This window comes from Ruegeria lacuscaerulensis (assembly GCF_013034685.1).
In the GTDB taxonomy this organism is placed as follows: Bacteria; Pseudomonadota; Alphaproteobacteria; order Rhodobacterales; family Rhodobacteraceae; genus Ruegeria; species Ruegeria lacuscaerulensis_B.
Genome location: NZ_WQGO01000005.1, coordinates 79,361 through 99,768 on the forward strand (window position 1 = coordinate 79,361; position 20,408 = coordinate 99,768).

Annotated in this window: 21 protein-coding genes and 1 tRNA gene; 6 read left to right on the top strand and 16 right to left on the bottom strand. The window is 59.3% G+C overall.

From position 1 onward, the window contains the following. Positions 1-31 precede the first annotated feature (31 nt). Positions 32-217, bottom strand: coding sequence for a hypothetical protein (locus GOV80_RS13960; protein ID WP_170773143.1), 186 nt, complete (start codon positions 215-217; stop codon positions 32-34). Between the two features lie 110 nt (positions 218-327). Between GOV80_RS13960 and GOV80_RS13965 the strand changes: the two genes are divergently transcribed. From GOV80_RS13965 to tviB, 3 genes are all read left to right on the top strand, one after another. Continuing rightward, complete coding sequence (locus tag GOV80_RS13965) at positions 328-852, top strand: CBS domain-containing protein (RefSeq protein WP_170773146.1); 525 nt, start codon at positions 328-330, stop codon at positions 850-852. Between the two features lie 86 nt (positions 853-938). Then, on the top strand, positions 939-1,952 hold the full coding sequence (locus tag GOV80_RS13970) for a GDP-mannose 4,6-dehydratase (RefSeq protein ID WP_170785618.1): 1,014 nt from the start codon (positions 939-941) through the stop codon (positions 1,950-1,952). A 5-nt stretch (positions 1,953-1,957) separates the two neighbouring features. Continuing rightward, positions 1,958-3,241, top strand: coding sequence for a Vi polysaccharide biosynthesis UDP-N-acetylglucosamine C-6 dehydrogenase TviB (tviB, locus tag GOV80_RS13975; RefSeq protein WP_170785620.1), 1,284 nt, complete (start codon positions 1,958-1,960; stop codon positions 3,239-3,241). Positions 3,242-3,277: 36 nt separating this feature from the next. On the opposite strand, the gene nqrF is transcribed toward tviB, so the two are convergent. From nqrF to GOV80_RS14005, 6 genes are read right to left on the bottom strand one after another with little or no spacing between them, the layout of a single operon-like run. Then, positions 3,278-4,501 carry an NADH:ubiquinone reductase (Na(+)-transporting) subunit F gene (gene nqrF / locus GOV80_RS13980; protein WP_170785622.1) on the bottom strand — a complete coding sequence of 408 codons (1,224 nt, stop codon included), beginning with the start codon at positions 4,499-4,501 and terminating at the stop codon, positions 3,278-3,280. Between the two features lie 10 nt (positions 4,502-4,511). Further along, positions 4,512-5,120 (bottom strand): NADH:ubiquinone reductase (Na(+)-transporting) subunit E, encoded by a 609-nt coding sequence (gene nqrE, locus GOV80_RS13985; protein ID WP_050603817.1) that lies wholly within the window; start codon positions 5,118-5,120, stop codon positions 4,512-4,514. Continuing rightward, entirely contained in the window at positions 5,120-5,773 is a 654-nt protein-coding gene (locus tag GOV80_RS13990; RefSeq protein WP_170785624.1) for an NADH:ubiquinone reductase (Na(+)-transporting) subunit D, read from the bottom strand. The genes nqrE and GOV80_RS13990 overlap by 1 nt, the downstream gene beginning before the upstream one ends. Then, a complete protein-coding gene (locus GOV80_RS13995; RefSeq protein WP_170785626.1) occupies positions 5,773-6,588 on the bottom strand; it encodes a Na(+)-translocating NADH-quinone reductase subunit C in 816 nt (271 codons plus the stop codon). The genes GOV80_RS13990 and GOV80_RS13995 overlap by 1 nt, the downstream gene beginning before the upstream one ends. Continuing rightward, positions 6,581-7,789: an NADH:ubiquinone reductase (Na(+)-transporting) subunit B gene (locus GOV80_RS14000; RefSeq protein WP_170785628.1), complete on the bottom strand. Its 1,209-nt coding sequence runs from the start codon at positions 7,787-7,789 to the stop codon at positions 6,581-6,583. The genes GOV80_RS13995 and GOV80_RS14000 overlap by 8 nt, the downstream gene beginning before the upstream one ends. A gap of 5 nt (positions 7,790-7,794) precedes the next feature. Beyond that, a complete protein-coding gene (locus GOV80_RS14005; RefSeq protein WP_170785630.1) occupies positions 7,795-9,138 on the bottom strand; it encodes a Na(+)-translocating NADH-quinone reductase subunit A in 1,344 nt (447 codons plus the stop codon). 288 nt (positions 9,139-9,426) lie between these two features. Here GOV80_RS14005 and GOV80_RS14010 point away from each other — a divergent pair, with 288 nt between their 5' ends. Together GOV80_RS14010 and GOV80_RS14015 are read left to right on the top strand one after the other, a co-directional pair. Continuing rightward, positions 9,427-10,542 carry a THUMP domain-containing class I SAM-dependent RNA methyltransferase gene (locus tag GOV80_RS14010; RefSeq protein WP_170785632.1) on the top strand — a complete coding sequence of 372 codons (1,116 nt, stop codon included), beginning with the start codon at positions 9,427-9,429 and terminating at the stop codon, positions 10,540-10,542. Between the two features lie 88 nt (positions 10,543-10,630). Next, positions 10,631-10,707, top strand: a tRNA-Pro gene (locus GOV80_RS14015). A 147-nt stretch (positions 10,708-10,854) separates the two neighbouring features. Here the strand turns inward: GOV80_RS14015 and GOV80_RS14020 are convergent. From GOV80_RS14020 to bioB, 9 genes are all read right to left on the bottom strand, one after another. Next, the gene (locus tag GOV80_RS14020) at positions 10,855-11,697 is read right to left on the bottom strand and encodes a hypothetical protein (RefSeq protein WP_214648025.1); all 843 of its coding nucleotides are present in this window, start codon (positions 11,695-11,697) and stop codon (positions 10,855-10,857) included. A gap of 42 nt (positions 11,698-11,739) precedes the next feature. Next, entirely contained in the window at positions 11,740-13,623 is a 1,884-nt protein-coding gene (locus tag GOV80_RS14025; protein ID WP_170785636.1) for a DEAD/DEAH box helicase, read from the bottom strand. Positions 13,624-13,845: 222 nt separating this feature from the next. Beyond that, positions 13,846-13,974 (bottom strand): hypothetical protein, encoded by a 129-nt coding sequence (locus tag GOV80_RS22555; RefSeq protein ID WP_272871058.1) that lies wholly within the window; start codon positions 13,972-13,974, stop codon positions 13,846-13,848. A 119-nt stretch (positions 13,975-14,093) separates the two neighbouring features. Beyond that, positions 14,094-14,852, bottom strand: coding sequence for a methyltransferase domain-containing protein (locus GOV80_RS14030; protein ID WP_170785638.1), 759 nt, complete (start codon positions 14,850-14,852; stop codon positions 14,094-14,096). Continuing rightward, positions 14,849-15,463 carry a pimeloyl-ACP methyl esterase BioG family protein gene (locus tag GOV80_RS14035; protein ID WP_170785640.1) on the bottom strand — a complete coding sequence of 205 codons (615 nt, stop codon included), beginning with the start codon at positions 15,461-15,463 and terminating at the stop codon, positions 14,849-14,851. Before GOV80_RS14035 ends, GOV80_RS14030 begins: the two co-directional genes overlap by 4 nt. Continuing rightward, positions 15,460-16,746, bottom strand: a complete 1,287-nt coding sequence (gene bioA, locus GOV80_RS14040; RefSeq protein WP_170785642.1) for an adenosylmethionine--8-amino-7-oxononanoate transaminase — start codon at positions 16,744-16,746, stop codon at positions 15,460-15,462. Before bioA ends, GOV80_RS14035 begins: the two co-directional genes overlap by 4 nt. Then, complete coding sequence (gene bioD, locus GOV80_RS14045) at positions 16,743-17,363, bottom strand: dethiobiotin synthase (protein WP_170785644.1); 621 nt, start codon at positions 17,361-17,363, stop codon at positions 16,743-16,745. Before bioD ends, bioA begins: the two co-directional genes overlap by 4 nt. Continuing rightward, entirely contained in the window at positions 17,360-18,493 is a 1,134-nt protein-coding gene (locus GOV80_RS14050) for an 8-amino-7-oxononanoate synthase (protein WP_170785646.1), read from the bottom strand. The genes bioD and GOV80_RS14050 overlap by 4 nt, the downstream gene beginning before the upstream one ends. After that, positions 18,490-19,470 carry a biotin synthase BioB gene (gene bioB / locus GOV80_RS14055; RefSeq protein WP_170785648.1) on the bottom strand — a complete coding sequence of 327 codons (981 nt, stop codon included), beginning with the start codon at positions 19,468-19,470 and terminating at the stop codon, positions 18,490-18,492. Before bioB ends, GOV80_RS14050 begins: the two co-directional genes overlap by 4 nt. 313 nt (positions 19,471-19,783) lie before the next feature. Between bioB and GOV80_RS14060 the strand changes: the two genes are divergently transcribed. Then, positions 19,784-20,380 carry a cytochrome P460 family protein gene (locus GOV80_RS14060; protein ID WP_170785650.1) on the top strand — a complete coding sequence of 199 codons (597 nt, stop codon included), beginning with the start codon at positions 19,784-19,786 and terminating at the stop codon, positions 20,378-20,380. Positions 20,381-20,408 lie beyond the last annotated feature (28 nt).

A 20,408-nucleotide genomic window follows, 5' to 3' on the forward strand; every position in this document is an offset into this window, starting at 1 on the left:
GCCAGCGCCCCGGATCAGAGTCAAACCTGCGTCAGAGTTTCAGCGGCATGAAGCCCAAAACCAGCAGACCAATTCCGGCAGGCACCCCAAACAGCCACGCCTTTTTCTGCCACCCCGGCGCTTGTTGTTTCCATGCCATGCGAAAATTGTGCCCGCATACAACCACGGCGAAAAAGATCAGCGCTGCAACAGGCGGGGTCAGAGAAAGGTCGGACAAAAGTTCGGATATCCTTGGTTTTCGGCAGTTTTCCCCGGAACGGGCAATTGCACCCTATACAGGTCGTTTGGCTGCGCTAAGGTAAATAACAAAGCAGAAGGAGATTGCCCATGGCCCCAAGCTCTTACCAGCCACCGACCCGCGGCGACAAGGCCGAGACCAGCACGCGCAGCCAGTCGGTCGACTCGAACCTGTCACACTCGCAGACGACCGTGGCGAAACTGCTTGAGGGCAAGGGAAATGCGGTGTTCTCGGTGCGTCCAAACGACACGATTCACTCGGTGGTGAACACGCTGAAGGAAAAGAAAATCGGGGCGGTTCTGGTGACCGATCAAAACGGCGCACTGCAGGGCATTCTGTCGGAACGCGATATCGTGCGCCGCATGGCCGACACCCCCGGTCAGACGCTTCCCCAATCGGTCGAGGACCTGATGACGCGTGAGGTCAAAACGTGCGCACCTGATGACCCGCTGAACGACGTTCTGAAAACCATGACCGAGGGGCGGTTCCGCCATATGCCGGTTCTCGCCGACGGCGCCCTGCGCGGCGTGATCACCATTGGCGACGTCGTGCATTTCCGCCTGAAAGAGCTGGAATACGAAGCCCTTCGCATGAAACAGATGATCGTCGGTTGACGCTCCAAAGTGCGAAAACCGCTTGACCTCGGGCCGGTGACAGTATCCCTGATGCAGCATCAAACGGCGATGAAACAGAGGGTTGCATGAAACGGGTTCTTGTCACCGGAACGGCCGGGTTCATCGGGTTCCATCTGGCCAAGCTTTTGCTGGCCGAAGGCTTTCGTGTGCACGGCTATGACGGGATGACCGACTATTACGATGTCACCCTCAAACAGCGCCGCCACCAGATGCTGCTGCAAAACCCGGGCTTTTCCGCAACAGAGGACTTACTGGAAAATCACGACCGCCTGAAACAGGTCGCCGATGACTTCAAGCCCGAGGTTATCGTCCACCTCGCCGCACAAGCCGGGGTTCGCTACAGCCTGGAAGACCCGCGCAGCTATATCAACTCGAACGTCGTGGGCACGTTCAACGTTATGGAGGTCGCCCGCGAACACAAAGTTGCGCATCTGCTGATGGCCTCGACCTCATCCGTTTACGGCGCCAATGAAGAGATGCCCTTTACCGAGGTCGAAAAAGCCGACACCCCCCTGACCATCTACGCAGCTACCAAGAAAGCGAATGAGGCGATGGGCCATTCCTACGCTCATCTGTGGAACCTGCCGACGACGATGTTTCGCTTTTTCACTGTCTACGGCAGTTGGGGCCGCCCCGATCTGGCGCTCTATAAGTTTGTGGACGCCATTCTGGATGACCGCCCGATCGACATCTATAACCACGGCGACATGTACCGCGACTTCACCTATGTCGAGGATCTGGTGCGGGGTATCCGCCTGCTGATCGACGTGCCGCCCGAGCGCCCAGACAGCGCGGATCAGATTGCCGAGGGCGACAGCCTGTCTCCGGCAGCACCTTGGCGTGTGGTGAATATCGGCAATGGCGACAAGGTGCGGCTGATGGACTTCATCGAGGCCATCGAGGATGCCTTGGGCAAAAAGGCGATCCGTAACTACATGCCCATGCAGATGGGCGATGTGCCTGCGACATGGGCCGATAATGACCTCCTGCAATCCCTAACAGGGTACCGCCCGCAGACCGATTTCAAAGAGGGCATAGCCCGGTTCGTCGCGTGGTTCCGCGACTATCATGGTAAATGACGGCGATGTTTGAAGCAGACCCCAACGCGCGCAAGATCGCCGTGATCGGACTGGGCTATGTCGGCCTGCCGCTGGCTGTGGCCTTTGGCAAAATCGGCCCCGTAATCGGCTTTGACATCAACACTGCGCGGATCGACGCGCTGCGTGCCGGTTGGGATGCAACCCATGAGGTCGAGCCCGAGGACCTGCGCGCCGCAACCGGCCTGTCCTTCACCACCGATCCGGCAGAAATCGCCGGATGCGACACCTATATCGTAACCGTCCCCACCCCGATCACGGCAGGCAAGCAGCCTGACTTAACACCGCTGCTCAGCGCGTCTGAAACCGTTGGACGCGTGCTGAAACCCGGTGATCTGGTTATCTACGAATCCACCGTTTACCCCGGCGCGACCGAGGAAGACTGTGTGCCAGTGTTGGAACGCGCCTCGGGCCTGGTGTTCAACCGCGATTTCTTTGCAGGCTACAGCCCCGAGCGGATCAACCCCGGCGACAAGACCCATCGGATCGCGGATATCTGCAAGGTTACTTCCGGCTCGACCCCCGAGGTGGCCGATCTGGTGGATGCGCTTTACGCGCGGATCATCACGGCAGGCACCCACAAGGCGGAAAGCATCCATGTGGCCGAGGCCGCAAAGGTGATTGAGAACACCCAGCGCGACCTGAACATCGCGCTGGTGAACGAGTTGGCGATGATCTTTGGCCGGATGGATATCGACACCGATGCGGTTCTGCGCGCCGCGGGAACCAAGTGGAACTTCCTACCCTTCCGCCCCGGTCTGGTGGGCGGTCATTGTATCGGCGTCGACCCGTATTACCTGACCCACAAGGCCGAAGCCGTGGGCCATCACCCTCAGATCATTCTCGCCGGGCGTCGGTTGAATGACAGTATGGGCGGCTATGTGGTTTCGCAACTGGTCAAGCGGATGATGCGCGACGGGATCAATGTGGCCGCCGCCCGCGTGCTGGTGATGGGTCTGACCTTCAAGGAAAACTGCCCCGACCTGCGCAACACGCGCGTGGTGGATATCATTGACGAGTTGCAGGATTATGGCGTCACAGTCGATGTCCACGACCCCCATGCGGATGCAGTTGCCGCGCAGAAGGAATACGGGATTTCATTGACTTCGCAGCCTGAAACCGGTGCCTATGACGGTATCGTTCTGGCAGTTGCGCATCAGGAATTTCTGGCGCTCGCCCCAGCCGAGATACGCGCCTTTGGCAAGGATCAAAACGTGTTGTTCGACGTCAAATCCTGTCTACCGCCAGAGGCCAGCGACCTCCGGTTGTAAAAAAACCGGCGCTGTGCTGCGCCGGTTTATCCTGTCTTATCCGCCGAAATCGTCCAGCATGATGTCTTCGCGGTCCACGCCCAAGTCCAGCAGCATGTTGATGACCGACTGGTTCATGATCGGCGGTCCACACATGTAGAACTCGCAATCCTCGGGCGCGGGGTGGTTCTTGAGGTATTCCTCGAACAGAACGTTGTGGATGAAGCCGGTATAGCCTTTCCAATCGTCCTCGGGCTGCGCATCCGACAGGGCGACATGCCATTCGAAATTGTCGAACTCTTCGGCCAGTTGGTCGAAATCCTCGACAAAGAACATCTCTTTCTTCGACCGCGCGCCGTACCAGAAGCTGATCTTGCGATCGCGGTTTTCCAGACGCTTGAGCTGATCGAAGATGTGGCTGCGCATAGGGGCCATGCCCGCACCACCACCGATAAAGACCATCTCTTTCTGCGTGTCGCGGGCAAAAAACTCACCAAACGGACCCGAAATCGTGACTTTGTCACCCGGTTTCAGGTTGAAGATATACGACGACATCTGACCCGGGGGGATACCATCCGAACCCGGAGGCGGCGAAGCCACTCGGACGTTCAGCATGATCATGCCTTTTTCGTCCGGATAGTTGGCCATGGAATAGGCACGCTCAATCGGTTCGGCCACGACGGATTCGTATTGCCACAGATTGAACTTGTCCCAATCTTCGCGATACTCGTCCTGAACGTCGAAATCGGTGTATTTCAACGCGTGCGCGGGGGCCTCGATCTGGATATAGCCACCGGCACGGAAGTTCACGTCCTCGCCTTCCGGCAGGTCCAGGGTCAGGGCCTTGATGAAGGTCGCCACGTTGTCGTTGGATCGGACGGTGCATTCCCATTTCTTGACGCCAAAGACCTCTTCGGGGACTTCGATGTCCATGTCCTGCTTGACCGCGACCTGACAGGACAGACGGTCACCGCACGAAGCCTCACGCTTGGTGATATGGCTTTCCTCGGTTGGCAGGATCGAGCCACCGCCCGAATGCACCCGCACCCGGCATTGCGCGCAGGTACCGCCGCCGCCACAGGCGGACGGAACAAATAGCTTCTCGGCCGCCAGCGTTTGCAGCAGTTTGCCACCTGCTGGGACCGAGATGGTTTTCTCACCGTTGATGGTGATGTTCACGTTCCCGGTCGACACCAGCTTGGACCGCGCAGCCATGATGATGGCCACCAGCCCCAACACGATCAGGGTAAAAAGAACGACGCCTAAGCTAAAAGTTTCCATGCGCCCCTCCTTACAGTTTCACGCCTGAGAAGGACATGAAGGCCATCGCCATCAGACCCGCGGTGATGAAGGTGATCCCAAGCCCTTGCAGGCCGTCGGGGATATCCGAATATTTCAGCTTTTCGCGCACACCCGCCATCGCAGTGATCGCCAACGCCCAGCCAAAACCGGAAGACAGACCATAAGTCGCGGCCTCGGCAAAGTTATAGTCGCGCTCCACCATGAACAGTGAACCACCCAAGATCGCGCAGTTCACCGTGATCAGCGGCAAGAAAATCCCCAGCGCGTTGTAGAGCGGCGGGAAATACTTATCCAAAACCATCTCAAGGATCTGAACCATCGCCGCGATCACACCGATATACGAGATCAGGCCAAGGAAGGTCAGGTCCACATCCGGGAAACCGGCCCAGGCCAGCGCGCCCGGTTTCAGCAGGTAGTTCAGCAACAGGTTGTTGGCAGGCACAGTGATGGCCTGCACAACCATGACCGAGATGCCCAGACCCAGCGCGGTCGAAATCTTCTTGGACACGGCGATGAAGGTACACATCCCGAGAAAGAAGCTGAGCGCAAGGTTTTCGACAAAGATAGCCTTTACGGCCAATGAAATCAGACCTTCCATCAGTGGGCCTCTACCTGCTGAATTTTGTATTCACGCTCTTCCACCTGGTTCGGCTTCCATGTGCGGAAGGCCCAGATGATCAGACCGATGATGAAGAACGCTGACGGAGGTAGCAGCAGCATCCCGTTGGGCACGTACCAGCCACCGTTGTTGACGGTCTCCAGAATGGTGATGCCAAACAGCGACCCGGCCCCGAACAGCTCGCGGATGAAGCCCACCAGCAGCAGGATCAGGCCGTAGCCCATACCGTTGCCCATGCCGTCGATGAACGACGCGACGGGCGGGTTCTTCATCGCAAACGCCTCAGCCCGGCCCATCACGATACAGTTGGTGATGATCAAGCCGACAAAAACCGACAGGGTTTTCGAGATCTCAAACGCATAGGCCTTAAGGATCTGGTCCACCAGGATCACCAGCGAAGCGATGATCACCATCTGTACGATGATCCGGATCGAGCCCGGAATCTGGTTGCGCAGGCACGAGATAAAGAAGGACGAGAACGAGGTCACGAAGATCACCGCCAGCGCCATCACCATCGACACTTGCAGCGACGAGGTCACCGCCAGCGCCGAACAGATGCCCAGCACCTGCAGAGTGATCGGGTTATTGTCGACAAGCGGGTCGACCAGCATCTCTTTCTTGCTCTGAGACATCAGATTTCTCCTGCTTGCAGTTTGGCCAGGAACGGAGCGTAACCCGCATCCCCCATCCAGAATTTCACCAGGTTATCGACACCGACCGAAGTCAGCGTGGCACCGGCCAGCGCGTCGACATAAAAGTCCGGGCCAGCGGCGGGCTGCGATTTGGCCACGGTGATCTGAAGCTCACCCGCGTCATCGCGCAGCTTTTTACCGTTCCACAGTGCCTTCCAGCGGGGGTTGTCCACCTCGGCCCCAAGGCCCGGCGTCTCACCATGCTGATAGAATTGCAGACCGAAGATATCGTTGCCGTTGTTCTCCAGCGCGATGAAGCCATAGAGCGTGGACCACAGGCCATAGCCATGCAGCGGTAGGATCACCTTGTCTAACTCGCCCGCATCATCGCGCAACAGGTAGATGACACGGTACTTAGACTGACGCCCGATACCCGCCGGGTCATTGTCCAGCGCAACGCTGAAGTCCGGGTCGCTGGCCGCAGCGATGTCATCAAACGTGGCAGCGTCGAACCGATCGTCGACGAAAGCGCCCGTCGACAGTTCAAGTACATGCGGTTCGAACGCGGCGAATGCCTCGGTGACATCTACGCCCGGCTCATAGACACCGGCGACTTGCAAAACGTTGACCTGCTTGTCCTTCAGCGCGTTGGCTTCTTGCACAGGGCGCAGGCTGACGGCTGCGGCGGATACGACCATCGAGGCCACAAGGCAGACAGCGACCGCGACGATGATCGTTTTGCCGACAGAATCCGGCGAGGCGGCCAGAAATTTTGCAATAGCGCCCTTTGGTTCTTGGGACTGCGTATCAGACATGGCGACGCGCCCTCCGTTTGATGTTGGCTTGCACGACGAAATAGTCGATTAGCGGCGCAAAGACGTTTCCGAAGAGGATAGCCAGCATCATGCCTTCGGGGAAAGCAGGGTTAATGACGCGGATCATCACAACCATGACACCGATCAGCGCACCGTAGATATAGCGGCCCATGTTAGTGTGGCTGGCGGAAACCGGCTCGGTGACCATGAAAGCCAGACCAAAGGCGTAGCCGCCCAGTACGATGTGCCAGTACCAAGGCATCGCAAACATCGGGTTGGTGTCCGACCCGATCAGGTTCAGCAACAGGCTAAAGCCGATGGTCCCCGCCAAACAGCCCAGGATCAGGCGGTAGTTGGCAATTTTCGTTGTCAGCAGGAAGGCCAGGCCGATCATGCAGGCCAGCGCCGATGTCTCACCAAAACTGCCCTGAATGGTGCCGAAGAACGCATTGGCCCAGGTGATCCCGTCGGCCGCCAGCGCCTGAACGCCCTCGGCTGCGGTGATCCCCAACGCGGTCGCGCCCGAGAACCCATCCACAGGAGTCCAGACCGAGTCCCCCGACATTTGCGCGGGATAAGCGAAATACAAGAACGCCCGCCCCACCAATGCCGGGTTGAGGAAGTTCTTGCCGGTGCCGCCAAATACTTCTTTGCCGATGACAACGCCAAAGATGATGCCCAAAGCGACCTGCCACAGCGGTGTCGATGCCGGCAGGATCAGCGTGTAGAGCATCGATGTGACAAGAAAGCCCTCGTTCACCTCATGCCCGCGCACGGTGGCAAAGATGACCTCGAAAATACCACCCGCGACCAGCGTCGTGATGTAGATCGGCAGGAAATAAAGTAACCCGTGCAACACATTGGCAAACAGGCTGGACGGATCCAGCGAGATGCCGAACATCTGCAGCAAAGCAATACGCCAACCGGTCGCGGCATCCGGACCAAGCGTCGCAATGGCCGAGTTCGCCTGATAGCCCGTATTCCACATCCCCCACAGGATACAGGGGATCGTGGCGATCACGACATAAGTCATAATCCGCTTCATATCCACGTAGGATCGTGCGTGCGGGGCAACGGTGGTGACGGTTTTCGGAGTGTAGATGAAGCTTTCGACCATCTCGTAGATGGGGAAATACTTCTCGTACTTGCCGCCCTTGGTAAAGTTCGGCTCAATCCGATCGAAGAAGCTGCGCAAACCCATGTGGATCAGCCCTCCTTTTCAATCTTGGTCAGGCAGTCGCGCAGCGCCAGCCCGTATTCATATTTTGCCGGACAGGCAAAGCCCACAAGGCCCAAATCCTCTTCATCCAGCTCCAACGCACCCAACGCCTGCGCCGTGTCCGTGTCCATGACAAGCAATGCGCGCAGCAGTTGCGTTGGCAAATAGTCCTGCGGCATCAGCTCTTCGAACACGCCAGTCGGCACCATCGCACGACGGCCGCCATTCAGGTTTGAAGTGAACGCATACAGCTTTTTCGCAAAGGCCGAGCCCAACACGGGCTGTACGGCGAATTTCGACGGCATCGGAAGAATCCAACCCATCGTGTGTTGATCGTGATCTTCACGGATGATCGAAACCTGCCGCGCAAAGCGGCCCAGATAAGCGGTCGGGCCTTCAGCCTGTGCACCTGACAGGATCGAGCCCGAGATAATCCGGGGCGTCCCGTCCACATCAACCTCATCGCGGGTCAGATCGTCGGTCGACGCGCCCATGACCGTGCGGATTAAGCGTGGCTGACGCGCGCCCGGACCGGTTAGAGCGATCACGATATTGGGGTCCAGATGGCCGGCCTGCATCAGGCGACCAATGGCGATGACGTCCTGATACCCGATGGTCCAGACCTGCTTGTCCCCTGCCAGCGGCTCAAGGAAATGAATATGCGTCCCCGCCAGCCCCGACGGGTGCGGACCTGCGAATGCGGCGGCTTCAATTCCCGGCACATCGGCGCCCGGTACCGAGTCACCCTCTTTGTGGCACAGATAGGTCTTGCCTTCGGTCAGGTTCGCGACCGCCGCCAGACCCGCAGCGAAAGCATCCCCTGCGTCAGCGATGATCACGGCTGCATCACCCGCCAGAGGCTCACTGTCCATCGCCGTCACGAAAATCGCTGCAGGTGTGGTGCCGGGTGTCGGCATTTTGGAATAGGGCCGCGTTCGGAAGGCCGTCCAAAGACCCGCAGCACACAGCTTGGCCGTCACGCCCTCGGCGCTGTCGGCATTCCCGGTGCCCGAGAAATCAACCCCGGTGTCATTGGGGTCTGACACCTCGATCACGACGCTTTGCAGCACGCGCCGAGCACCGCGATTGACTGCGACGACCTTGCCGGTCATTGGCGCTACCATCATCGCATCGGGCGCGTCTTTGTGACTAAACAGGGGCGTGCCGCGCTGGACGTCGTCACCCTCTTGTACCAGCATCTTGGGTTTCAGGCCAATATAGTCGCCGCCCAGAACCCCGACGGTCGAAAACTCGGGTCCAGGATGAATCGTCTGATCCGGCGCACCCAGCACCGGCAGCTCGAACCCTTTTTTCAGTTTGAAAGTTTGCATGTCGCTACGGTCTTCCAAGCCTCTTTGTCTGCGCCAACTCTGCCGACGTCCTTTCGGAATCCTGCAATAGCACGGTTTTTCGGGATCTCCGTCGCAAAAGCGCCGAAAACGGTCCAAAATCCGCAGGCATATTTTCGATCATGGACCCTTTACGCGGGGATGGTCATAAACGCAAACCTGTTACCGCTCAAAGCCGCAAGTAATTGTCACATTCCTATCATGTTGCGCAGTTTCGATGCGTGGAAAATGCATGTCGCACCCGGATCGCATCCGGTGTAAGCACCCAAAATGGAACAAAGCGACAAATTCGAGATATTTCTGGTGGCCACGCCCGGCCTCGAGGCCCCTTTGCTGGCCGAGACTGTCGAAAACGGATTCGAAAACGCCAGAATCGTACCCGGTGGTGTCAGCCTGCGCGGCGGATGGACCGATGTCTGGCGCGCCAATCTGTGTCTGCGGGGTGCCAACAAGGTCTTGCTGCGCATCGGTAGCTTTCCTGCCGTTCACCTGGCCCAGCTCGACAAACGTGCCCGCAAGTTTCCATGGTCAGATTTTCTGCGCCCCGATGTGCCGGTCAAAGTCGAGGCGACCAGCCGCAAATCCCGTATCTACCATGCAGGCGCCGCAAAGCAGCGGATCGAGCACGCAATTACCGAAACTCTCGGCGCGCCAATCTCGGGCGATGCCACCCTGCGGGTCCTGCTACGCATTGAAAAGGATATCTGCACTTTTTCAGTCGATACATCCGGCGAGCCGCTGCACAAACGCGGCCACAAACCGGTAGTTGCCAAAGCCCCAATGCGCGAGACCATGGCCGCCATGTTCCTGCGCGAGTGCGGATACACCGGATCCGAACCGGTCCTGGACCCGATGTGTGGCTCCGGCACCTTCGTCATCGAAGCCGCCGAGATCGCCTTGGGGCTGAACCCCGGTCGCGGCCGCAGTTTTGCTTTCGAAGACCTTGCCGGGTTCGACCCCACTGCGTGGGGTGACCTACGCGCCAACGGGTATATGTCCGAAACCGATCTTGTTTTCTCCGGTTCCGACCGCAACTCGGGCGCTGTTGAAGCCGCCCAAGCCAATGCGACGCAGGCCGGAGTGGCTGACGTGACAAAGTTCCAAACCCGCGCCGTCAGCGACATCAAGCCCCCACCCGGCGACGCCGGTCTGGTCATCGTTAACCCGCCCTATGGTGCACGAATCGGCGATGAAAAACGCCTGCGCTCTCTCTACGGGGCGTTGGGCAAAGTGCTTGCCTCCCGATTCAGCGGCTGGCGCGCGGGGATCGTGACCAGCAATGCAGGGCTTGCCCGCGCAACTCGCCTGCCTTTGCTGCCGCCCGGACCGGTGGTTGACCACGGCGGCACCAAAATCCGCCTCTACCGCACGGACGCCCTGCCCTGACACCAATCGCGACAATGAGCGCGGGGTTTGAAACCGCAAAATCCCTCTTGCACATCCAAATTGCCGGGTATAGACCCGCCGCCACGGTCGGAGTGTAGCTCAGCCTGGTAGAGCACTGTCTTCGGGAGGCAGGGGTCGGAGGTTCGAATCCTCTCACTCCGACCAATAAAACAAGGCGCCCAAGGGCGCCTTTGTCGTTTGTAAGACTGCAATCCGAGGTCCATTGAACCTGAGCATTATTCGAACTCTAAAGCATTGGCAGCTCTGCCAGGGTTCTAAGGCCATAGATGTTCAACTCTAATGCAGCAAGCTTCAAACAGGCACAAAAACCGCGTAGTTCTCATCGATAACGTAGTCGACGCGTCTTTGATGTCCGGTTAAGGGAGTTTCTAGCAATTCCACTGGGGGAGAAATACACGGCTTGGGAAAGTCTTCCTCCCTCAAGGTCTCGCCTTTGATTTCCGCTTCCTTCTTCGCTTTCTCGAGCATTTTGTCAGCGTATTCATAACTCTGTTGAAGCAGTTGATCTGGATCACCGCGCTGAAAGTCATTTTGCTCAACTAGGAGGTTATTCTGTGTATACGGTCGCGACTTGTTTCGCGCTTCGATCACGCGAAGAGGGATCAGTCCACCTGAGTCAGACGAGTTTCCTCGGGATGTCGGCCTACCACATGCATATGGTCCCTGTAGGCAACCATAAGCGTACATTGCAACTGCAACGTCACAGTCATCATGATCTAAAATCCAAGTTACAACATCGATGTAACCTTTGATGTCAGGATTTAGAGACCTAATCAATCCGATCCATAACCATTGGTCTCTCTGCCCCTCCAGGAAAGGTATCATATCCGCCAATTCGACAAACACAGCATGATCGGGAGTTTCCCATCGGGCTTCGTAGAGTTCTGCTGCGGTAAATGGTCTAATTTTTAACGGGTCATACTTCATAACAAAAACTTGTGTCCAAGTAACACACAGAGCAGCCTTATCTGACTGATCCAATACGATTGTTAGTTCATCATTGATAGATTTCCCAGACCCGCTCTCAATTGTTTTTTGCAAGCTGCCTAGAGCTTCAGCTAATTGTCCATCCCTATCGCCGCGCACAGGGAGAGTACGGCGCAGCGGACTGCGGCTGCCTCGGAACCGAGGCACGACCTCTGCAAAGGGGTTTCGCAGCGCGATTAACGCCCTAGTTTACGTCCGGCGTTTCGGAACCGCATTGCCGCCCTTGGCCGCCGCAGCCCGCGCGCGGTTCTTCTTGCTGCTTGGCTTGCCCTTGGGCGGCGGAGGACCTTTGGGGCGGCGATCCGGTGTCTTGCCTGCCCAGGCGTCCCCGGCCTTGCTGCGCTTGGATTTGGGATCGGCTTTTCCGTTGTCCGCAGGTTTGGGCGCGTCCTTCTTCCGCGTCTTTGCAGGTTGCGGTTCGATCAGACGCTCCGGACGCTCAGGTTTTTCGCGTTTCTTGCCCTTCATCCCACGTTTGGGGCCGGGTTTTGCGGGGCGCGACAGGTCCGGGGCCGTGTCCAGTCGTTCGATCTCTTTCGTGCCTTCGACCTTCAAGTCGGGCCCAATGGCTTCGATGAAACCGGGTACGCTGCTTTCGCGGATCTCGATATAAGTCACTTCGTCAGCAATACGGATCGCGCCTATATCGGATTTCGTGATGTTCCCGGCCTTGCAGATCATCGGCAGAACATAGCGCGGTGACGCATGTTGATTGCGCCCCTCAGACAGGGAAAACCAGACGCTGGGGCCAAAGGGGGCGCTGGGTTTGGTTGCCGCGCTGACTTCGCCCAGTTCTTCGGGCGCGGAATGTTGGCGCGTGTACTGGCGAACGTAAGCTGCGGCCAGTTGTTCTGCCGAGAACCGCGCAACCAGTCGCTCGACCGAGGCGCGCTCGGTCTCGGGGACCTCGGACTGCCAGTCGTCGGACGCAAACATCCGTTGCAAGTCCTGCGCGTTGACCTCTTCGGCCGAGGGCGCAGCCCCCCATTCGGCGTTGAGTTTGGCGAATTTCAAAAGGCGCTGTGCCTTTTTGAACGCCGCCGGGGGCACGATCAGCGCACTGACCCCTTTGCGGCCTGCCCGACCGGTCCGGCCCGAGCGGTGCAGCAGGGTTTCGTGACTGTTGGGCAGTTCGGCGTGAACGACCAGATCAAGGTTCGGCAGGTCGATCCCCCGCGCCGCGACATCGGTGGCCACACAGACACGGGCACGACCATCGCGCATCGCTTGCAGCGCGTTGGAGCGTTCGCTCTGCGTCAACTCTCCCGACAAAGCGACAACCGGGAACCCCCGGTTGGACAAGCGTGCCGTCAACCGGCTGACCATGGCGCGCGTGTTGCAAAAGACGATGGCGTTCGGGGCTTCGTAATAGCGCAACACGTTGATGATCGCGTTCTCGCCATCGCGCGGCGCCACATTCAGTGCACGGTATTCGATATCCGCGTGCTGCGTGCGTTCGCTGACCGTGCTGACCCGTTCAGCATCCTGTTGATAGCGCGCCGCAAGGCTGACAATCGCGCGCGGCACCGTGGCCGAAAACAGCAGCGTCTGACGCGTCTCGGGCGTTTGTTCCAGAATGAACTCCAGATCCTCGCGGAAGCCCAGATCCAGCATCTCGTCAGCTTCGTCCAGCACCACCGCCCGCACATCAGTCAGATCGATCGAACCGCGCATGATATGATCGCGCAACCGGCCCGGCGTTGCGACAACGATATGCGCGCCTCGGGCCAAGGCGCGGCGTTCGTCGCGCATGTCCATTCCGCCCACGCAAGAGGCAAGAAACGCCCCCGCATCAGCATAAAGCCACGCCAGCTCGCGCTTGACCTGCATCGCCAGCTCGCGCGTGGGCGCAATCACCAGCGCCAAAGGTGCTGCGGCCGCGTCAAAGACATCGCGCTCACCCAAAAGCGTCGGCGCGATGGCCAATCCGAACCCGATGGTCTTACCCGAACCCGTTTGCGCGGAAACCAACAAGTCGCGCCCCTGCAACTCGGGCGCAGTCACGGCCTGTTGCACCGGGGTCAGGGTTTCATATCCTTTGCGCGTCAGCGCATCTTGCAATGTCTGTTTCATAGATCGGCTCGCTCTGGTGATGCTGTCACCCTCAGAGCGTCCAACATACGGATCATCATCGAAGCGCCGCTCATAACCAGAGACGGCGGGGATGTATAGAGCGGAAATGAGGCACGCATACCTGCCGCGCGCAGGACGCAAACCGACCAGAATGCCCTATCCCGTCTTGGACAGACGGTCAGGAAAAGCTGGGCCGAAACCACCTGGCCCAGCCATTAGGCATCAGCTGCCGCGATTGCGGAAGCTCTCTTCGAAGTCCTGAGTTTGATTTTCAGCGCTGCCGCCACTTGGGCCGATGTCGCAGGCGGCGATGAGTAGCAAGCTGGCGGAGATGAGGACGGCTCTGATCATTTGGGGACCTTTGTGTTCGGAAGATTCAGGTGGAAACACGCGCGCCTGCCCTGCCTAGCACGGAGGCGTGTAACCAACGGGTCAATCCTGTGTGACAGCGCTGTGATCCCGGTGGGCGATCAGTCCGGCTTGCGGGCGATGATCCAGATCGGGTGATAGGTCAGCGGCACAGTCCCGTCGCTGCCGTGACGCGCGACATAGTCATCCGAAAACCGCCGCAAATCCGACCGGGTCCAGGTTGCCCGCGCGCGGCCGTTCACCCCGGTGCTCCGCAAATGGCGTAATACCTCATGAGGCGAGTCAAACCGTAGTGTCCGGATAGAATGACCGGTTGCAACCACCTCCAGTTCATCGCGGACGGCAGCGGACAGCTCTTCGAGCTGGCACAGGCCCGGCGCACCAGCGTTGGAGCCGACTTGGGCCAGCTCTTGAAACTGCCTCGGACCAAAGCCCGAAACAGCCATCCACCCTCCGGGTTGCAGCCAATTTGCTATGCGTTGCATCAGAATCGCCGGGTCCTCAAACCACTGGATCATCGAGGCCGAGCAGATCAGATCGACTTCATTTGGCCACATGATCTGCTGGGCGTCACCACACAGGAAAGATGCATCTGCGTCTGTTGCCGTTTTTTCAGCCTCAGGCGCAAGGTCATTGAGCGTCAGCGACTGAAACCGGAAAGTTTCCTTCAACCGTTGGGTCAGGTGGCCTGTGCCGCACCCCAACTCTAACCCATGGGTAAACTTGTCGGGCGCGCCATGGATTCGCAGGGCATCGACCAAATCCGCCGCAATCTGCGCTTGCTGGCCCGCCGCGTCGTGGTAGCTCCCGAAGCTGCGGCTAAAACTGCGTTGTACCCGGTCTGTGATCAATGCGTTCATGCCAACCACTCTGCCCAGTTTTGACCCGCTCGAAACGGAACATGCGGGCCGTCAATGCGCCGAATGGCCGAGCTCTGCCACGCCGCCTCTTGCGCCTTGGTGGGGATGATCCGGTCTTGGTGCGGAATCCACACTCTGTCAAACCGACACGCCGGAGCGGGGCCGCGCTGAAGGATCGCACGCAGTTCCGCTTGCGCCGCGTGGATGTCGATCTGCGGGACTGGCCCTTCGAACCCGGCGCGGCGACAGAATTTGGCAAAGCTGGCCGCACTCAGATTGTCGGCAGTGGCGTTGATCATATCAGGCGCGATGCCTTTTTCGGCATCCGCTGGAAACAAGGTACCGCTGACCGCCACCAGACGATCCGGGTTGACCCCCGCCCCCTCTAACCAATGCACAGCCGAGGCGACACCGAAGGAAAACGCCAGCACATCGAGCCGATCATAATCGGCCAGTTCGGGCAGTTCAGCATCAAGCTGGGTATAGTCGTCGACAAACAGAACATCCCCACCGCCCTCCAGCCCGGCAAACGGGGCAGGCCCCAGCGCCCAACCACCGAACACCAGTGTCAGGTTTTCAACACCAGAGCGGGACAGCCAGACCGCCTTCATGCCTCGCCCCGCGCCAGATTAACCATCGCCGCCGTCACCTGGCTCAACTCATCGCCCGAGATCACGAAAGGCGGCATACAGTAGATATTGCGCGCAAAGGGGCGCAGCCAGACACCGGTCTTTGGCGCTTGTGCATGCGCGATCCGAGGGTCAACCACGCTCTCCATCTCGATCACGCCAATTGCCCCCAGAACCCGCACATCGGCTACGCCCGGTATGTCGCACGCGGGCGCAAGCTCATGCTCCATCTGCTTGGCAATTGCGCTGACCTCATGATGCCAGTCACGCTGTTTCAGTTGGTCGAGGCTGGCGATGGCCGCCGCGCACGCCAGCGGGTTGGCCATATAGGTCGGCCCGTGCATCAACACGCTGGCCTCGCTTTCACCAATCCCGCGCGCAACGGCTTCGGTCGCGATTGTAGCGGCCAGAGTGATATGACCCCCCGTCAGCGCCTTGCCCACGCACAGGATATCCGGCACCACATCCGCGTGTTGCATGGCAAAAAGCTGACCCGTCCGCCCAAACCCGGTGGCGATCTCGTCAAAGATCAGCAACACCCCATGGGCCGAACACAGCTCGCGCGCGCCTTTCAGCCAGGACGGGTGATAGAAATACATCCCGCCCGCACCCTGTACCACCGGCTCAAGGATCAGCGCGGCGATCCGGTCGCCCTGACGGTCCAGCATCTCTTCCAGAGCGCCAAGCCCATTCAACGCCGGATCCTCCGGCCAGTCCTGTCCCAACGCTACAGAGGGCCGGGGCAGGAAATGCTGGATCGACATCGCCCCCCGGAACAGCCCATGCATTCCATTGACTGGGTCGCAGACGCTCATCGCTTTCCATGTATCGCCGTGATACCCACCCCGGATCGTGGCAAATTCAGTCCGACCCGAATGCCCTTTGGCCATCTGGTATTGCACCGCCATCTTCAACGCGACCTCGATCGCGACCGAGCCGCTGTCGCTGTAGAAAATCCGATCGAGCCCATCGGGCAGCATGTCGGTCAGCCGCTTGCCCAGCTCAATCGCAGGCGTATGGGTCAGGCCGCCGAACATGACATGGGGCAAGTGATCCAACTGCGCCTGCATCGCTGCGATGATGGCCGGGTGACGATGGCCGTGCACCGCACACCACCAAGATGACATGGCGTCGATCATCTTACCGCCGTCCTCGCGCGTCAGCCAGACGCCTTCGGCCGAAGAGATCAGGTGCATCGGCCCCGGATCCAGAACATTCGTATAAGGATGCCACAAATGGCGCGCGTCAAAATCCAAAGGGGTCACAGCGCACCCCGTATCGTGGTCAGATCCACCCCCGCCATCGCATCGGCCACATTGGCACGCGTCACGGTGTCCAGAATCGGCAGCCGTCCCAGATGGCGCGTCTCGCACATCTCGACAATAGTTTGTTCGACATCCGGCTCGGCGTCTCCGATGAATGCCACGCCGACCACGTCGACACCCGCGCCGCGCAAGGCGCGCAAGGACAGCGCGGTGTGGTTGATTGTGCCCAAAGCCGTGCGCGCCGCCAGAACGACCGGCGCCTGCCAACGGGCAAACAGGTCCAGAAAGAAATGCTGCCGGGTCAGAGGCACCATCACGCCACCCGCCCCTTCCACAACCAACGGGCCGGGAACCTGAGGCAAAGTCAGTCGCTCAAGGTCGATCTCAACCCCCATATCCTCGGCCGACAGATGCGGCGAGGCGGGCAGGTTCAGCCGATACGCCTCGGGCAGGATCGGCGCGCCAGACAGGGCCTGCACGGTTTCGGTATCCGTCGCCTCTTCCAACCCGGACTGGACCGGCTTCCAATAGCTGGCCCCAAGGGCAGCGGCCAGCCCGGCGGACAGGACGGTCTTGCCCACACCGGTATCGGTGCCGGTGACGACCAGAGTGCTCATGCGGCCTCCTTCCGGTAGCGCGACAGTGTTTCGAACAAGGCGCTGATCTCGGATTTGGTGACATTCCCGGTGATCGAGATTCGCAACCGCGACGTGCCCTTCGGCACGGTCGGCGGGCGGATGCCGCGGATATCAAAACCTTGTTCCTGCAAGCGCGCCGCCGTTGCCATGGTGCTGGCGTCATCACCTAGAATGACGGGGATAATCTGACTGGTCAGAGCTTGCGGCGCGATCCCAGCACTATGCGCCACCGAATGGGCATGCGCGATCCGGTCCTGCGCCTGCTGCGTCCAAATCGGGTCGTTGCTCAGCAGCTCAAGCGCGGCCCGCACGAGGGCTGCATTAAAGGGCGACGGGGCGGTGGCAAAAATGAACGGGCGCGCGCGATTTATCAAAGTGTCGATTATCACACGCGGACCGCAGATCAATCCGCCCGCAACACCCAGACCCTTGCCGCAGGTGTGCAAGGTCAGCACATCCGCGTCCAGCCCATGCGCCAGCCCCCGGCCCTGTGGACCAAAGACGCCCGTTGCGTGGGCCTCATCCACCACCAGCACCGCATCGTGGTCCCGCGCCAGCGTTGCGAAATCGACCAACGGGGCCAGATCGCCTTCCATCGAATAGACACTTTCGACCGCAACCCAAACTTGACCCGAACCACCCTCGGTGCGCCATTGCGTCAGAACCCGGCGCGCATCGGCCAAGTCATTATGAGCAAAGCCCCGTGTGTCGGCACGCCCGGTGCGCATCCCTTCGAACGCGCTGGCATGGACCAAAGCGTCATGCAGGATCAGATCCCCCGCGGCGGGGAGGCTGGAAAAGATGGCCTGATTGGCCTGAAACCCGCCACCCATGAAAAGCGCGGCCTCGGCCCCGAAAAAACTTGCGGCGAACTGTTCCAAAGCCTCGTGCTCGGGGTGGTTGCCGCGCAACAGGCGCGACCCGCCCGACCCTAGCGGTACCCCGCGCGACAGCGCGTGCTGCGCGGCCTCGGCCAATTCGGGCGACGGCGCCAGCCCCAGATAGTCGTTCGACGCGAAATCCAACCCCCGGCGCGGTGACAACACCCGCCGACGATGCCGGTTGCCCAGCACCTCAAGCATCGAGGACAATCGCGCCGTAACCGTCATTCGGCCGCGTCAGCCCGGCTGTCCTGTGCCGCGACCTCGGCCTGAAGCCCCAGCTTGGCAAAAAGAACCGCGTCTGTGTCTTCCTCAGGGTTTTCCGCCGTCAGCAGCGTTTCGCCCACAAAGATCGAGTTCGCACCGGCAAAGAAACACATCGCCTGCAGCTCATCGCTCATGTCGCTGCGCCCGGCAGACAAGCGGACATAGGATTGCGGCATCATGATCCGTGCCACCGCGATCACCCGCACAAAGTCAATCGGATCAATCGGCTTGGCATCGGCCAGCGGTGTATCCTGCTGCGGCATCAGCATGTTGATCGGAACCGAATCCGGCGCAGGCGCCATGTTGGCCAGCGTCACCAGCATATCCATACGGTCCTGAACGCCCTCGCCCATGCCCAGAATGCCACCCGAACACACCTTGATCCCCGCCTCTTGCACCCGGTTCATCGTGTCGATCCGGTCGGCAAAGGTCCGGGTGGTGATCACTTCGGAATAATAACGCTCGGACGTGTCGATATTGTGGTTGTAGTAATCCAGCCCCGCATCACGCAGTTGCACCACCTGCGTGTCACTCAGCATGCCAAGCGTCATGCAGGATTCCATCCCCATGTCGCGCACGCCTTCGACCATGGCAACCAGCGCAGCCATGTCGCGGTCTTTGGGCTCGCGCCACGCGGCCCCCATGCAGAACCGGGTCGCGCCGCCCTCTTTCGCCTTGCGGGCCTCGGACAGAACCCGCTCGACCTCGATCAGTTTCGAGGCCGACAGCTTGGACCCATTGCGCGCCGATTGCGAGCAATAGGCGCAGTCCTCGGCGCAGCCTCCGGTCTTGATCGACAAAAGTTTCGAGGTCTGGACCTTATTGGGATCGAAATTGGCGCGATGCACTGTCTGGGCGCGAAACAGAAGATCCATCAGCGGCAGATCATACAGCGCCTGAGCCGCGTCACGAGTCCATGAGTTAGTTTGGTTCTGCATTTTATCTATAATCTTTCATGTAACCCGAGATTGCGGTCATTTTTTATCGATAAATTTTGTGGTTGCAATATTTTTCACTCAAACCAAGTCAGGGCAAATGGACGCGGGCATCTTAAAAATGCGAGCGGCCAATATGCGCACGGGCAGTCAAATCACCGCTGTTTTTGCTGATAAGCTCGTGATGCTGAACGATCTGCATCTTTTTCCGGATGATACGCAATTTGACGCCGGGCCGGCTTGGATAGGCTGGTGTCACATAAACCCGCCCCAAATTTCCGGGCGACGTAAATTTCCAAGCAAGAGGACATCAGCCATGAGAGTATTGAAAATCCTTACATTGGGCGCAGCGATGGGTGTTGCAGCGCTTGGGATCAGTCAGTTCAGCACATCGGTCAACGCGCAAGTGTCCGACGACTGGCAGCCTCAATGGACCGAGGATGGTCAACTGGTTCTACCGACAGGCTACAGGGAATGGGTGTTCCTGGGCTCACCCCTGACGCCGAACGCACTAAACGGCGGGCAGGCCGGGTTCCCGGAATACCACAATGTTTACATGCATCCGACGGCCTATGCTCAGTACAAGGAAACCGGGGAATTTCCCGAAGGCACTATCTTGTTGAAAGAGCTGCAACTGACCCAACCCGGCGAGGAAGCGGACGGATCGCGGCTTGAGGTGTCGGGACAGGGTTATTTCCCGGCCGGGTTCAACGGCATCGACATCGCGGTCAAGGATTCCTCGCGCTTTGCGGAAAGTAACAACTGGGGCTATTTCAACTTTGGCCACCATGCCCCACCCTATGCGGAAACCGCCGCCGCCGCCCCAATCGAGGCCTGTGCCTCGTGCCATATCGACAATGCAGACGAGGATATGGTTTTCACCCGCTTTTACGCGATCCTCAGCGCGAACTAAGCGGATCGACCTCTGAATGCCATCGCGT

Coding starts and splice junctions, on each gene's coding strand:
- GOV80_RS13965 (WP_170773146.1), top strand. CDS start 328: ATGGCCCCAAGCTCTTACCAGCCACCGACCCGCGGCGACAAGGCCGAG.
- GOV80_RS13970 (WP_170785618.1), top strand. CDS start 939: ATGAAACGGGTTCTTGTCACCGGAACGGCCGGGTTCATCGGGTTCCAT.
- tviB (WP_170785620.1), top strand. CDS start 1,958: ATGTTTGAAGCAGACCCCAACGCGCGCAAGATCGCCGTGATCGGACTG.
- nqrF (WP_170785622.1), bottom strand. CDS start 4,501: ATGGAAACTTTTAGCTTAGGCGTCGTTCTTTTTACCCTGATCGTGTTG.
- nqrE (WP_050603817.1), bottom strand. CDS start 5,120: ATGGAAGGTCTGATTTCATTGGCCGTAAAGGCTATCTTTGTCGAAAAC.
- GOV80_RS13990 (WP_170785624.1), bottom strand. CDS start 5,773: ATGTCTCAGAGCAAGAAAGAGATGCTGGTCGACCCGCTTGTCGACAAT.
- GOV80_RS13995 (WP_170785626.1), bottom strand. CDS start 6,588: ATGTCTGATACGCAGTCCCAAGAACCAAAGGGCGCTATTGCAAAATTT.
- GOV80_RS14000 (WP_170785628.1), bottom strand. CDS start 7,789: ATGGGTTTGCGCAGCTTCTTCGATCGGATTGAGCCGAACTTTACCAAG.
- GOV80_RS14005 (WP_170785630.1), bottom strand. CDS start 9,138: ATGCAAACTTTCAAACTGAAAAAAGGGTTCGAGCTGCCGGTGCTGGGT.
- GOV80_RS14010 (WP_170785632.1), top strand. CDS start 9,427: ATGGAACAAAGCGACAAATTCGAGATATTTCTGGTGGCCACGCCCGGC.
- GOV80_RS14025 (WP_170785636.1), bottom strand. CDS start 13,623: ATGAAACAGACATTGCAAGATGCGCTGACGCGCAAAGGATATGAAACC.
- GOV80_RS22555 (WP_272871058.1), bottom strand. CDS start 13,974: ATGATCAGAGCCGTCCTCATCTCCGCCAGCTTGCTACTCATCGCCGCC.
- GOV80_RS14030 (WP_170785638.1), bottom strand. CDS start 14,852: ATGAACGCATTGATCACAGACCGGGTACAACGCAGTTTTAGCCGCAGC.
- GOV80_RS14035 (WP_170785640.1), bottom strand. CDS start 15,463: ATGAAGGCGGTCTGGCTGTCCCGCTCTGGTGTTGAAAACCTGACACTG.
- bioD (WP_170785644.1), bottom strand. CDS start 17,363: ATGAGCACTCTGGTCGTCACCGGCACCGATACCGGTGTGGGCAAGACC.
- GOV80_RS14050 (WP_170785646.1), bottom strand. CDS start 18,493: ATGACGGTTACGGCGCGATTGTCCTCGATGCTTGAGGTGCTGGGCAAC.
- bioB (WP_170785648.1), bottom strand. CDS start 19,470: ATGCAGAACCAAACTAACTCATGGACTCGTGACGCGGCTCAGGCGCTG.
- GOV80_RS14060 (WP_170785650.1), top strand. CDS start 19,784: ATGAGAGTATTGAAAATCCTTACATTGGGCGCAGCGATGGGTGTTGCA.